At 43.0% G+C, this 14,175-nt stretch carries 13 protein-coding genes; 7 read left to right on the top strand and 6 right to left on the bottom strand.

Going from position 1 to position 14,175, the window contains the following annotated elements:
* Positions 1–14: 14 nt before the first annotated feature.
* Entirely contained in the window at positions 15–1,163 is a 1,149-nt protein-coding gene (locus ABV001_RS04555) for a helix-turn-helix domain-containing protein (RefSeq protein ID WP_313382004.1), read from the top strand.
* Positions 1,164–1,320: 157 nt separating this feature from the next.
* Complete coding sequence (locus ABV001_RS04550; protein ID WP_352421724.1) at positions 1,321–1,965, top strand: DUF6448 family protein; 645 nt, start codon at positions 1,321–1,323, stop codon at positions 1,963–1,965.
* Between the two features lie 58 nt (positions 1,966–2,023).
* Here ABV001_RS04550 and chrA read toward each other — a convergent pair whose 3' ends face one another.
* The 6 genes from chrA to ABV001_RS04520 all read right to left on the bottom strand — a co-directional run bounded on the left by chrA (position 2,024) and on the right by ABV001_RS04520 (position 7,851).
* On the bottom strand, positions 2,024–3,169 hold the full coding sequence (gene chrA / locus ABV001_RS04545) for a chromate efflux transporter (RefSeq protein ID WP_352421723.1): 1,146 nt from the start codon (positions 3,167–3,169) through the stop codon (positions 2,024–2,026).
* Positions 3,170–3,261: 92 nt separating this feature from the next.
* Positions 3,262–4,272 carry an ACR3 family arsenite efflux transporter gene (arsB, locus tag ABV001_RS04540; protein WP_352421722.1) on the bottom strand — a complete coding sequence of 337 codons (1,011 nt, stop codon included), beginning with the start codon at positions 4,270–4,272 and terminating at the stop codon, positions 3,262–3,264.
* The gene (locus tag ABV001_RS04535) at positions 4,265–4,690 is read right to left on the bottom strand and encodes an arsenate reductase ArsC (protein WP_313382013.1); all 426 of its coding nucleotides are present in this window, start codon (positions 4,688–4,690) and stop codon (positions 4,265–4,267) included. The genes arsB and ABV001_RS04535 overlap by 8 nt, the downstream gene beginning before the upstream one ends.
* Before the next feature lie 106 nt (positions 4,691–4,796).
* Positions 4,797–5,117 carry an ArsR/SmtB family transcription factor gene (locus ABV001_RS04530; protein ID WP_313382014.1) on the bottom strand — a complete coding sequence of 107 codons (321 nt, stop codon included), beginning with the start codon at positions 5,115–5,117 and terminating at the stop codon, positions 4,797–4,799.
* 278 nt (positions 5,118–5,395) lie between these two features.
* The gene (locus tag ABV001_RS04525; RefSeq protein ID WP_352421721.1) at positions 5,396–7,492 is read right to left on the bottom strand and encodes a SusC/RagA family TonB-linked outer membrane protein; all 2,097 of its coding nucleotides are present in this window, start codon (positions 7,490–7,492) and stop codon (positions 5,396–5,398) included.
* A gap of 167 nt (positions 7,493–7,659) precedes the next feature.
* On the bottom strand, positions 7,660–7,851 hold the full coding sequence (locus ABV001_RS04520) for a hypothetical protein (RefSeq protein WP_323425995.1): 192 nt from the start codon (positions 7,849–7,851) through the stop codon (positions 7,660–7,662).
* Between the two features lie 108 nt (positions 7,852–7,959).
* Here ABV001_RS04520 and ABV001_RS04515 point away from each other — a divergent pair, with 108 nt between their 5' ends.
* The 5 genes from ABV001_RS04515 to ABV001_RS04495 all read left to right on the top strand — a co-directional run bounded on the left by ABV001_RS04515 (position 7,960) and on the right by ABV001_RS04495 (position 14,116).
* Positions 7,960–8,346 (top strand): hypothetical protein, encoded by a 387-nt coding sequence (locus tag ABV001_RS04515; RefSeq protein WP_323425996.1) that lies wholly within the window; start codon positions 7,960–7,962, stop codon positions 8,344–8,346.
* A gap of 174 nt (positions 8,347–8,520) precedes the next feature.
* The gene (gene ileS, locus ABV001_RS04510; protein ID WP_352421720.1) at positions 8,521–11,937 is read left to right on the top strand and encodes an isoleucine--tRNA ligase; all 3,417 of its coding nucleotides are present in this window, start codon (positions 8,521–8,523) and stop codon (positions 11,935–11,937) included.
* A gap of 108 nt (positions 11,938–12,045) precedes the next feature.
* Entirely contained in the window at positions 12,046–12,426 is a 381-nt protein-coding gene (locus ABV001_RS04505; RefSeq protein WP_323425998.1) for a TraR/DksA family transcriptional regulator, read from the top strand.
* 99 nt (positions 12,427–12,525) lie between these two features.
* Positions 12,526–13,203, top strand: coding sequence for a lipoprotein signal peptidase (locus ABV001_RS04500; RefSeq protein WP_352421719.1), 678 nt, complete (start codon positions 12,526–12,528; stop codon positions 13,201–13,203).
* The gene (locus ABV001_RS04495) at positions 13,145–14,116 is read left to right on the top strand and encodes a DUF4296 domain-containing protein (protein WP_352421718.1); all 972 of its coding nucleotides are present in this window, start codon (positions 13,145–13,147) and stop codon (positions 14,114–14,116) included. The genes ABV001_RS04500 and ABV001_RS04495 overlap by 59 nt, the downstream gene beginning before the upstream one ends.
* Positions 14,117–14,175 lie beyond the last annotated feature (59 nt).

Genomic DNA, 14,175 nt, shown 5'->3' with positions numbered 1-14,175 from the left:
ACTTTATTTTTGGAATGAATTACATTTTTTCAATCGCATCTTTCAGCGCTTTCTTCTTTGTTGCATTGCTTCTCGGGAAAAAGCCCAAAACATTGCACGACCGGATTTTAGTTTATTGGCTGGTTTATTTAGGGTTATTTACAGGATTATACTTGTTTTCATCCTTAGAGTTTTTTGACAGAATAAAACAATTCCCCGCTTTTATCGTGTCGTTATTTTTGCTGCATGGTCCTTTCCTCTATCTATACACATCGGCGCTGACATTGGGGAAAAGAAAACTTGTAACGCAGGATTTTCTCCATTTTCTGCCGTTTCTGATATTTGTGCTGTATCTTTTAATCGCTTCCCGCTTCCCCGGTTATTCCGCCGGAATACGTTTAGACCACGTAAGTACGCATATCCGGCCACCCTTGTTTTTCGTTTTCTTACTGTTGATGACCGCCGCATCAGGTCCCCTGTATTTTATCCTTTCCATTGTAAGAGTCCAAAAACACAAGCGCGAGTATATGGATAATTTTTCTACCGCCGAAAAAATTAACCTTAATTGGTTGAGAATACTTTTATACATTTTCGGGATTATTTGGACATTCCTGATCATCATTGCTGTTACACATCATATTTTTCATTATTCATCCATACACTTCTGCATTAATGGTTTGCTCCTTTCTCTTTCAGCATTTATTATCCTTGTAGGTTATTACGGATTGAAGCAAAAAGAGATTTTCGTTCATTTTACGGTTGAGTATCCTGACCATCATTCGCTCCGGGAATATACTACTGTGACCAAAGAAAAATACAGTAGCCTTTTTCTATCCGAAAAGAAAATTGCCGGATATGTTAAAAAAATCAATCGTTACATGGAGCAGGAGAAGCCTTTTCTCAATCCCGACCTGACACTTCCTCTGCTTGCATCGGAATTGGCTATTCCGGCACATCATCTTTCGCGCGTCATTAACGAACAGTTCGAACACAACTTTTTTGATTTCATCAACGGCTACAGGGTGGAGGAGATAAAGAAAAAACTTCTCGACCCTGCCTATGATAATTTTTCTCTGTTGGGCATTGCTTTTGAGTGCGGTTTCAATTCCAAATCGGCGTTTAACCGTATCTTTAAAAAAACGACCGGATTGACGCCAAGCGAATATAAAAAGTCGCAAGCGTAACATCAGTTGAAAAATTCAACGTGCCACTTTACAGAAAAGGTTCTATTTGTTCCGGAAAACAAGTGCCAACTTATAAACTGGGGCGTAAGACTGTTTTTCTCCCACTATCTTTGCATCATAAATCATTTTTAGTAATAATCATTTTTTAATTGAAAGTATGAAAGCAAAAAAAACAAATTCTGATGTAAAAAGATCGGGAAACTCACAAATAGGAAAACGTAATGTACGCACAATCCTATCGGTTATGCTAACCGTATTATTTATGGCTGCCGGTTCTCTTCCCGCTTTTGCACATTGCGACTCTTATGCCGGCCCTACCGTTAAGGATGCCCTAAAGGCTCTTGAGACCAACAATGTCAATTTGGTGTTGAAGTGGATCGATAAAAAGCAGGAAGGGGAAATTACCTCTCTGTTCAAAAAAACCTATAGTCTGCGTAATGGTGACAAGGAAGTGTATGCCATTGTGGAAAAACATTTCCTGGAAACTCTTGTCCGCCTGCACAGAGAGACAGAAGGGGCTCCATTCACAGGATTAAAGCCCGCGGGTAGCACAAAGAAGATTGTTCAATTAAGTGACAACGCCTTAAAGAATGAAGATATTGATGGTTTGCTCGAAAAATTGAACAGTCATATCGGTACCAGCCTCCGAAAGAAATACGAGAAAGTAGTTGCGTTGGACAAAGTGAAAGATCAATCGGTAGAAAAAGGGAGGGAGTATGTAGCGGCGTATGTGGATTACACTCATTCGATAGAGGCGCTGCACGATATTTTGGAGCATGGAGGAGGACATCATGCACATTAAAGGCAAGAATATCGCCCAAACCTCAACTTTAAGCGTTTCTAATTAAGAAACGCTTAATCTAAAAAAACGTTAATAAATAGCCAATTAACGATCCTGCTATGACAACGAACGCACTGTTTATTTTGTTAAACTTAAAAGTGAAGCCAAGACTTAAAACAGCAATCAGGATTGTCCTCCAATCCGTGATTATTTCCTGACCCATTGTAAAACAGACCGAGACAATGATAGCAACCGATGCGACATTGACCGCATCCAGAAATGCGGAAAAACCGACCGAACTCCGCATTCGCTTAATCAATGGATTGAGCAGGGCTACAAAGACAAAGGAGGGAAGAAAAATGCCAATCGTAGAGACAACAGCACCCCCAATACCGTTGATCTGGTAGCCGATAAAGGTAACCGAAGAAAAAACCGGTCCCGGGGTAAATTGCCCCACGGAAATGGAGTCAACCAGTTGTTGCCTGCTCAAAAGACCCGTGGCGACTAACTCCGTGTCGAGAAATGCGATCAGCACATAGCCGCTACCGTACAATATAGCTCCGATTTTTAAAAACGAGAGGAACAGGTTCAGATTGGTTGCCGACAGGAAGGCGGAGCTTGTAACCTGCAAAAGAGGAAGCGGGAGAAGCCCAGGCAATTTGTCGGCTTTCCTGTTCCTTTTCATGGCCGACAACAGCGCAAACAGCCCTGCCCCGAACATCAGGTAGATTTCATTGATGTTCAATAATGAAAGGATCAGCACAATGATTCCGATCAGTATCAACTCCGGTGTTTTCAGCGATTTCTTTGCCAGTGGATATACTGCCGAAAGGATAATGGCTATAATCGCAGGTTTTATTCCGTAGATAAACGGTTGCACCTCCGGGAGCTGTCCGTATTGCTTGTACAATACGGCAAAAACGAGGGTAATAAAGACTGCGGGGAGGATAAAGCATGCTCCCGCTACGATCAGTCCTCTCCATCCTGCGCGTGCATACCCGATATGGATAGCCATTTCAGTACTGTTGGGACCGGGTATTAAATTCGTAGCACCCAGCAGATCCAGAAATTCTTGCTCGTTTAACCACTTACGTTTGGTTACCACTTCATGTTGCATCATGGCGATATGTGCCGCTGGACCGCCAAAGGCGGTAAAACCCAGTCGCAGGAATAATTTTGCAAGCTCCTTCACATCGGAATCCTTACTCATATCCTTTTCGTTCATCCCTTAGTCGAATCTATCTTGTTTGTCTAAAAAATACGGAACTCTAATGAAAGCAATTAATCCGATTCCCAGATATAATATTTTTTTCTTAGTCAAAAAGCAACATGTACCAACAGGATAAGTACCGGCACTTCGACAAGCGGACCGACGACACCGGCAAAGGCTTGTCCGCTATGTAAGCCAAATACACCTATGGCAACCGCAATAGCCAGTTCAAAGTTGTTGCCTGTGGCAGTAAATGCTATCGAAGCATTTTTATCATAGGATGCACCCATTAATTTGCCTGCAAAGAAACTAAGGAAGAACATCACCACGAAATAGATCAACAGCGGCATGGCAATGCGCACCACATCCAATGGTATTTGTACGATTATTTCCCCTTTCAGACTGAACATTAACACAATGGTAGATAATAATGCTATCAGGGTAATGGGCGATATGGCAGGAATAAATTTTTCTTTATACCATTGTTCGCCTTTTACCTTTACTAATATCAAACGGCTAAGGATACCCATCAGGAAAGGAATGCCCAGATAGACGGCAACCGTTTGGGCGATCGTGCCCATGGATATATCTACGATTGCCTCTTCAAATCCGAATAATGGCGGTAGTTTTGTGATGAATATCCAGGCATAAAAACTGTAAAAGAATACCTGAAAGATACTGTTCAGGGCGACAAGCCCTGCGCCGTATTCGGTATTACCTTCTGACAGCTCGTTCCAAACAAGCACCATTGCAATACACCGTGCAAGACCTATCAGGATAACACCTGCCATATATTCGGGATAATCGTGTAAAAAGAGAATAGCTAGTAGAAACATTAATACAGGGCCGATAATCCAATTCAGGATTAACGAAATAGATACTATTTTTACGTTGGAAAATACGTTTGGCAGTTGTTTATAATCTACTTTTGCCAATGGCGGGTACATCATCAGGATAAGGCCGATTGCCAAAGGGATGTTGGTTGTCCCGCTCGACATGGAATCGATATAACTGCTGAAAGAAGGGATAAAATAGCCCAATCCGACACCGACAGCCATTGCAAGAAATATCCAAAGAGTCAGGTTTTTATCCAGGAAATTCATTCTCTTTTTACTCATGACCCTTTATCTTGTTTTGATACAGTTCGTAGAATGCTTGTTTTATTTCATCCCTTACCCTGATGTATTCGGATTGTATAAATTCGGGCGTTCCTGTTGCTTCGGACGGATCATCAAAACCGATATGTAAGCGGTTCTTTACTTTTCCTGAGAATGTCGGGCAGCTTTCATTTGCACCACCGCAAACGGTAATCACATAATCCCATTCATCATCGCTATATTTTTCTATACTATCGGATGTATGCAGCGAAATATCCACACCTGCATCCTGCATGACCTCTATTGCTTTGGGATTTACCCGTCCGCTTGCTTTTGTTCCTGCGGAATAGACGAATAGTTTGGAGTCGAAAGATTGTAAAAAACCGTGTGCCATTTGGCTGCGGCAGCTATTGCCCGTACAAAGGATCAAAATTTTCATTTCAGTCATTTTTTGTTGTATCTATACCCATAATTCGTATTTCGTAGAACAGCGAATTACTATTGTACAAAAATACCGGAATAAACCTTCCGGCATCTTTATGATATCAGCAAATATCGTCTGTCTTCTGCAATTGGGTGAAAAAGCCTGCGAACAAGCTTTTCGCCTTCTTCCAATTTTTTTCATCAATACAGTATTTAACAGTTGGCAATGTAATCGTTCCTTGTATTAATCCTGCATCTTTTAATTCACTCAAATGCTGTGAAAGCGTACTTTTAGCGATAGGCAATATTTCTGACATATCACCATGATAACAGCATGATTGATTGACAAGCATTTCCAGAATGGCAATACGGATGGGGTGTCCCAATGCTTTGGCAAAGCGTGCAAGCTGCTCTTGCTGGTCTGTTAATCCTTTTTTTGACATAATCAATATTTATTGTTCGCAAATATACGAATAATTTTATCATTCGCAATATTGCGAATGATAAAATAGAAATATACAAATTGGTTTGCTGCATTGAGGATAGGATATTATTGTATGGAAAGAAAAATTTCAAAAGTTTTACTGTAAAAATAATATTTAGTAAATTTGCAAAATAAAGTCGTTCTTTGTATTTTATGCAAAATAGGGCAAAAGATTGAAGGTCGCTCGTTTCTAAACCGTTAGCTGCTAAAGAATTTCTTCTTGCAATTCCCTTGTTTTCAGACTGAAAGACAAAACACTAGGTCTCCCAGGATGCGATCTGACTGGCTGATGCCGAAATTCTCACTAAAGGTATAAGGATTGATAGCTCCGTTACCGAGAGAACCAAGTGATACGCGTAATTTTATATTGGAAATGACTTTCGGATCCACTTTCCAGAAAGGCTCCTCCGAGAAGCGCCATCCCGCGGAAACAGATGGGAAGAAAGCCCATTGCTGGTTATTGGGGAATTTGGAAGAACCATCATAGCGGCCATTTACTTCAAGCAGGTAACGTTCTTTAAAATTATAATTCACACGGAAGAACCCTCCCGCAATGCGCCATTTGCGGTAACCGCCTGTCGTGGTGATATTATTTCCCAAAGTGAGGTTGATATCTTTGGCATCCTCATAAGCTATCCCGTTACGTGTCATGGTGACATTTTTGTATACCGATTGTTCATAATTGTACCCTCCCAGGAAATCAAAGTTGTGCACCTCATTGAATGACTTGACATAATTCGCATAGATGTTGGTCGCAAGATAGTCGGTAGTGTACCGCCGTTCCTGTAAGTCATTGGTATTTGCCCCGGTATATCCTATCTGTCCCTCATAGCGACTGTAGGGTACCTGTACCCTGATCCGCTGGTGGGAATATTCTTTGTTCTGGAATGTGAAGTCGGCCCGTAATGTGAGGCTTTTATCGAAAAATTCAGATTTCAGGGCCGTTTTGTTTTTGACCACATTTTGCTTCAGGTCCGCACCGTTTTTCCCCAGATACATATCGCCTACCGTATAAGCGGCCGGGAAAGTCAGTGTGCCGTCGGGATTGGTCATCGGAGCCAGAGGATTGCCTTCGTCGGCAATATTACGCCAGATATTACTTCCTTCACCCACATTCACCGGTTGGTGATACTTCATGGATGAATATTCCAGGTTGTTGTCCACTTGCAGCCATTTGAACAGCTGTATATCTCCCCTTGCCCGAAGGTTATACATGGAGTAGTCGTCCGTATTATAACGGAATAATCCGTCTTCTCCATTATAGCGTCCGCTCAGGTAGAAAGAGGCAAATTCATTCCCTCCTGATACCGAAAGATTATGGTCCTGGGCAAAGAAACTATCTTTATAGAGTTCCTTGTACCAGTCTGTGCTATAATAATATTCGTAAGCACCGGTAGTCGGGTTGATCTCTATCCTGGGGAGACTCGGATCTTCCCATCTCCTTTTAATTTCAGCCAGATATGCCGGTGAAAAAGCCATAGTTTTGTTTACGGCTGTAGGTGTATTTCCATTGTCGTTCCATCTCGACCATGCGTCGCTGAAAGACTGCGCCCAGGGATAAGAGTCTACAATATTATCAGGCACCGTAGTCGGTCGTTTCGAAGAGAAACTTCCTGTATAATTCAAGGATGTTTTTCCTTTTGCAGCCCCTTTGGTCGTGATCAATACTACACCGAAAGCTGCCCGTGCCCCGTAAATAGAGGCAGATGCCGCATCTTTTAATACCGAAACACTTTCTATGTCATTGGGGTTGAGCATCCGTGGATCTCCTTCCACTCCGTCGACCAGTACCAATGCGCTACCTCCCTGTCCGATCGAGGTGGTTCCCCGGATGTTGTAAGAGGGTGATTGGGTCGGCTTTCCATCACTCATCTGAATATTCAGGTTAGGAATTACTCCCACTAATCCCTGGCTTATATTGGTAATAGGCCGATTCTCAAATACATCCCCCGTCACTTGCTCTACAGCGCCGGTAAGGTTTACTTTTTTTAGAGTACCATACCCTACAACGACGATCTCTTCCAGGAGGTGTTGATCTTCTTCCAGTACAATATCCAAAGAGGATTGGCCGCCCCATACAATTTCCTGACTATTGTATCCGATATATGAAAAGACGATGGTCGTTCCGGAAGGTACGGATAAAGTATAATTCCCGTCGATATCGGTGATTGTACCGTTGGTGGTGCCTTTTTGCACCACATTCACGCCGATAAGAGGAATATTGCCTATGTCAGTGACTTTTCCCCTCAATGTTCCATTTTGAGAATAAACCATATAGCCACATAAAAAGAAGGCTATAAATAGGTTAATCCGTAATAATTTTTCTGATACCATTGGTTTTGTTTTAGAGTTTAAATGTTTTTTTATTATGAAATCCTTTATTATAATTCACGTGCAAAGGAAAACTAAACATGTTAAGAGAGTGTTGAGAAAATGTAAAGAAAAAATTACTTAACAACTCATGTCAGAATCAGGATATAGTTGGTGGCGGGGAATTATGATCAGATTTTTATTTTTTCGCCGTATTTTGCCGCCGCTGTTTTTACGATCTTTATATAATTTGTCCCTTTTCGGGAATGTAAGGCACGACTGACGGTGTTCGGGTGTATACCAAGCGCCAGAGCTACTTCTTTTTTCCAACCATGCGGTAAAACCGGGGGCAAAACGGGCTGCGGTATTTTTTTTGTTTCCATATTTTTAGATTTTTGCAATTATACCTATCTTTGAAGACGTGGTGAATATTCACCATGCAAAGATAATGATAATTATCAACAAAATCCAAATATTTTAAGATAAAAATCATGACAGATAAGCAAAAAATATTAGAATACCTTAAATATAAAAGGATTTCCAAGAATAAATTTTATGTAAAAACGGGCTTGTCAGTAGGTTTTTTAGATAGTGGGAAGAGTTTGGGTGTGGATAAATTGAGAGAGATCTTAGATATTTATCATGATTTGAATCCGGCTTGGTTTCTCCCGGGAGATGGGCCTATGCTGAAACCCGAGAATGAAGTGAATGAAAAAGAGGAGCAATACGTTCAGTCAATAAATATTGACAATTTAATTAAAAAGATAGAGGAACTATCCGTTCAACTGGGGGCTCAAATAAATGAAAACAAACATCTCCATGAAATAAATCTAAGGCTCATTGCAGAGATCGATGACTTAAAAAAAAGAAAAATGTGACCGATAACCTGTTTATTTTGTTGTGACCATTTGCTTTTAGAAAGAGACTTATTTCATTGCGGCTCTATCTCCCTCCCTGTGATGCTGTATTTTGTCATAAGGTTTCGATTGCCATTTCTCAATTTATTGTTACCTTTGCACCTTAATTTTTGTGTGGTATAAATTTCATTGACAATGAATAAGAAATTTCCGGAATATAACCATTTAGACCTCTCGGAAATAAACAGGGAGATGTTGAAAGCCTGGGATGAAAAAGAGGTTTTCAGGAAAAGTCTGGAGACGCGGGAGGGACATACCCCGTTCGTCTTTTATGAAGGGCCGCCCTCGGCTAACGGGATGCCGGGCATCCATCATGTGATCGCACGTTCCATTAAAGATATTTTCTGCAGGTATAAGACCATGAAAGGTTTTCTGGTGAACCGAAAAGCCGGATGGGATACGCACGGGTTGCCCGTGGAACTGGGCGTAGAGAAATCGCTTGGCATTACCAAAGAAGATATCGGGAAAAAAATATCGGTCGAAGAATACAATGCAGCATGTCGGACTGAAGTAATGAAATATACCCGGGAGTGGGAAGAACTCACCCGGAAAATGGGATACTGGGTCGATATGGGTAATCCTTATATTACTTATGACAACCGTTATATCGAGACTCTCTGGTATCTACTGAAAGATTTATACGAAAAAGGATATCTTTATAAGGGATATACGATACAGCCTTATTCGCCTGCTGCTGGTACGGGTCTCAGTACGCATGAACTGAACCAGCCGGGATGTTACCGCGATGTAAAAGATACCACCTGTACAGCTCAATTCTTCATTAAGAATCCGTTACCGGAATGGACGGAATTCGGAGAGCCTTTCTTCCTGGCATGGACCACCACGCCCTGGACCTTGCCCTCCAACGTATTGCTGGCTGTGGGTCCCAGGATCGACTATGTGGCAGTGCAGACCTATAACCCCTACAGCGGTAAACCGATGACGGCCATATTGGCTAAAAGTTTGTTGAATGCCTATTTCCCGGCCAAAAATGGGGAACTTCCACTCGATGACTACAAGCCCGGCGACAAGAATATCCCCTTCCGTGTGATCAACAAGGAGTGGAAAGGTAGTGAACTTGCAGGTATAGCATACGAGCAACTTATCCCTTGGGTAAAAGTATCGGACAACGGGTTGAAAGTGGTGACCGGTGATTTTGTGACTACCGAAGACGGTACCGGTATCGTTCATATAGCGCCTACGTTCGGTGCGGATGATGCGAAAATAGGGAAAGAATACGATGTGCCCGGTTTGACGTTGACCGATAAAGAGGGTAACCAGCGCCCAATGGTCGATTTGACAGGAAAGTATTTCCGTATTGAAGACCTCGATCCCGAATTTGTACAACAGAATGTACACAGCGACCTCTACGGAGAGTATGCAGGCAGGTATGTGAAGAATGCCTATGATGATTCGCTTACCGATGAGGATGCCACGCTCGATGTGGATCTTTCGGTTATGCTCAAACAACAGAACCGAGCTTTCCGTATAGAAAAGCAGGTACACAATTATCCGCATTGCTGGCGGACCGATAAGCCGGTGTTATACTATCCGCTGGATAGCTGGTTTATCCGTACGACGGCATGTCGCGATAAGATGATAGAACTTAACAATACCATCAACTGGAAGCCGCAATCTACCGGTACCGGACGTTTCGGGAAATGGCTTGAAAACTTGCAGGACTGGAACCTGAGCCGCAGCCGTTATTGGGGCACACCCCTCCCGGTGTGGCGTACCGAAGACGGAAAAGAAGAGAAATGCATCGGTTCGGTGAAGGAACTGTACGCGGAGATGCGCAAGTCGATGGATGCGGGGATAATGAAAGAATTGCCCTGGAAAGGTCTGGATGTAAGCGACGGTCAGGAACCTGACTATGATAAGATAGACCTGCACCGTCCTTATGTAGATGATATAATATTGCTGTCCGATAGCGGCAAGCCGATGAAGCGGGAAACGGACCTGATCGATGTATGGTTTGACAGTGGAGCTATGCCTTTCGCCCAGGTGTTCTATCCGCATATTGAAGAGGATGAGTTCCAAAAAGTATTTCCCGCGGATTTCATTGCGGAGGGAGTCGATCAAACGCGTGGATGGTTTTATACCCTGCATGCCATTGCTTCTATGGTGAAAGGAAGTGTGGCATTTAAAAATGTGGTATCCAACGGACTGGTGCTCGATAAGAACGGCAATAAAATGTCGAAACGGTTGGGCAATGCGGTGGATCCCTTTGAAACAATAGAGAAGCACGGTTCCGACCCGTTACGCTGGTATATGATTACCAATGCCGCACCGTGGGAGAATCTGAAGTTCGATATAGAAGGAGTGGAAGAAGCACGCCGTAAATTTTTCGGCACGCTTTATAATACGTATTCGTTTTTTGTGTTGTATGCCAATGTAGATGATTTCCACGATCAATATACGCAGATCGCCCTCGACGACCGGCCGGAAATTGACCGCTGGGTATTGTCGATGCTGCACTCATTGGTGAAAGAGGTCGACCAGAGTTATGAGGCGTATGAGCCTACCAAGGCAGGACGTGCTATCACCGATTTTGTGAACGATCATCTTAGTAACTGGTATGTACGCCTTAATCGTAAGCGATTCTGGGGTGGGGAAATGACCGATGATAAGTTGTCGGCCTATCAGACACTGTATCAATGTCTGGTGACTGTAGCAAAACTGATGGCACCCATCGCTCCCTTTTACGCCGACCGGCTCTACCTCGATCTGACTACGGCGACGAGCAGTGAGCCGTTTGAATCGGTGCATCTGGCCGATTTCCCATTGTGGGATGATTCGCTTATCGATAAGCAACTCGAAGAACAGATGTATCTTGCCCAGGCTGCTTCATCCATAGTGCTTTCATTACGCCGTAAGGTAAATATCAAGGTGCGTCAGCCGCTCTCCAAAATCATGATCCCGGTGATAGATGAGGAGCAGAAGCAGCATATTCAGGCTGTAGAATCGCTGATCCTGAATGAAGTGAACGTGAAAGAACTGCATTTTGTGGATACGGCCAGTGAAATATTGGTGAAACGGGTGAAGCCCGATTTTAAGAAACTGGGACCGCGCTACGGAAGAATAATGAAACAGCTCGCCCCGAGGATACAGGGTATGACGCCCGGGGAGATACAGGAACTGGAAAGAAGCGGCCGGTTCAGTCTGACCGTAGAGGGACAGGAGGCGCTGGTGACGCTTGATGATGTGGAAATCATCTCCGAAGATATTCCGGGATGGTTGGTTGCTAACGAAGGCCGACTGACCGTGGCTCTCGATATTACCCTTACTCCTGAGCTTCGCGAAGAGGGAATTGCCCGGGAATTGGTGAACAGGATACAGAACCTGCGTAAAGCGAAGGAATTCGAAATCACCGACCGCATCAACATCCGGATTTCGTCCAATAATGCGATTGATGAAGCTGTCGCCCACAATGCTGCTTATATCAAAAATCAGGTGCTGGCAGATAAGATCATTATGGTGAGTGGACAGCTTGAAGATGAAATAGAGATCGATGATGAAATACTCACAATCAGCATAGTGAGGAATAGTTGAGAATTATACGTATATTTGCAGAATATAAGATGCGCCTCGGACAAGTTTAACAAGTTACACTTATCTCTCGGCTTTCATTATATTAGGCAGAATAAACAACGATTTATTATGAGCGAGAAAACGAGATATTCAGACGAGGAATTGGAAGAATTCCGCGCTATTATTAATGAAAAATTGCAGATAGCCAGGCAGGAGTATGAAAATTACCGTGCCGCAGTCACCAATGCCGATGGCAACGATACGGTAGATACCTCCCCTACCTATAAAGTGTTGGAAGAAGGGGCATCTACCCTCTCCAAAGAGGAGGCTGGAAGATTGGCACAGCGCCAGATGAAGTTTATCCAGAATCTGCAGGCAGCCATGGTGCGTATTGAAAACGGAACCTACGGAATTTGTCGTGAGACCGGTAAACTGATCCCGAAAGAACGTCTTCGTGCTGTGCCCCATGCCACATTGAGTATTGAGGCCAAGTCGCAGAAGAAAAAATAACACTTCTCCAATGAAATGTGGGCGGAATCAGCGAAAGTTGGAGAAAGGAGCGGCGCTTCTTTCAGGTTTTTTATGCCCATAAAAAGAGCAAAGAATCGTATGAAGAATAGTATACAAAATAGATGGGTTGCCATTGGCGTTGTTGTGGCGGTACTCCTCATCGATCAACTTTCCAAGATATGGGTAAAAACGCATATGGGATTGTATGATACCATTGATGTTTTCGACTGGTTCAAGATCTATTTTGTAGAAAATAACGGTATGGCATTCGGTATTGAGGCGGGAGGAAAATTGTTTCTCTCGCTTTTCCGTATCATTGCCGTAGTCTTTATTGTTGTTTATCTGTCACGGCTGATAAAGCGGAATTATAAGGGTGGGTTTATTGCTTGTGTGGCACTGATCCTTGCCGGAGCCTCGGGAAATATCATTGACAGCATCTTTTATGGTGTTATCTTTGAAGCAAGTTATCCGGGACATGTGGCCTCTTTCGTCCCCTGGGGAGAAGGGTATGCATCCCTGCTTCACGGCAGAGTGGTGGACATGCTCTACTTTCCGATGGTCAGCGGCACATATCCCGATTGGATACCCTTTCTGGGGGGAGAGGAATTCCTTTTCTTCCGGTTTATATTTAATATTGCCGACTCGGCTATTACAGTGGGGGTTATCCTGATACTGCTTTGTTATAGAAGGACATTATCCTATTCATTGCTCTCGAAGAATGAGCGTGAAAAACTGGAAAAAGAAGAACAAGATCAGCAATTCGGAAGTGAAAAATAGAAAGAGTGTGGCATATTTGTTCCTGTTTATCCTGTTAGGCGGACTGGCCTATTCCTGTCAGAACCGTCCCAAAGAGGTATTGAACAGAAAGCAAATGGAACGGCTGATGTATGACGTGTATATTGCTGAGGCAACCATAGAAAACGATTATCAGAATTTCAATACTCCTGAGCAGAAAGAAGCATACATCAATAAGGTATTCCGGTCACATAAAACCACACAGGCTCAGTGGGATACTTCATTGTCGTGGTATTCCGACAGGATCGACCTCTATCTGAAGATGAATGATTCGGTAAAGGCCCGTTTGCAGCGGACCCGGCAACAGATCGATGCTATGGTAGCGCAGCAGAACCAGGGACAAGGAACCCCTGCGCTATTGTCACCTTCCTATCTGCCTCCTTTCTATATTTTCTCAATGCCTGATACCAAAAGAGGATTCCAGTTCCGCCTGGATTCTGCCGAAATTTCTTCTAAAGTTGCCGGCGACGATTTTCTGTTTACATTCAGTGCAATAGGAATTCCATCCTGGTTTTCTTCTCCCTTTACATCTTTGCTTACATTGGTTTATTCTGACACCACCATTTATCGATTCCAGAAAATATTGGAAAATAAAACTTATGAGCTCTCAGGATCCAAGTATATTGCGGGAGATACGATCACAGAAATAAGAGGTTTTGTTCGCTTGCAGGACTCAACTGTTGTAATGCCTCATATTCAATTATATAATATATCTTTTGGAGATAGACCGTCACCCTTTTTAGAAACAGACACTTTGGCGGTTGACCTGGATACTTTGAACGGAGAACCTTTACATCCTGATTCCGTGGAACTTTTGGAGCCGGATTCAATAAAATATTTGAACCCGGATTCCGTGATGCCGTTCAAACCTGATTCCGTAAAAATGATGCAATAAAGAATCTTATAGAGAAAAGTAATCTATCATAATGACTTATATTTTAGATAAATTGCTAT

Origin of the sequence: Proteiniphilum sp. (genome assembly GCF_040307845.1) — a bacterium.
Classification (GTDB): Bacteria; Bacteroidota; Bacteroidia; order Bacteroidales; family Dysgonomonadaceae; genus Proteiniphilum.
This window is presented reverse-complemented; position numbering and strand designations above follow the sequence as displayed.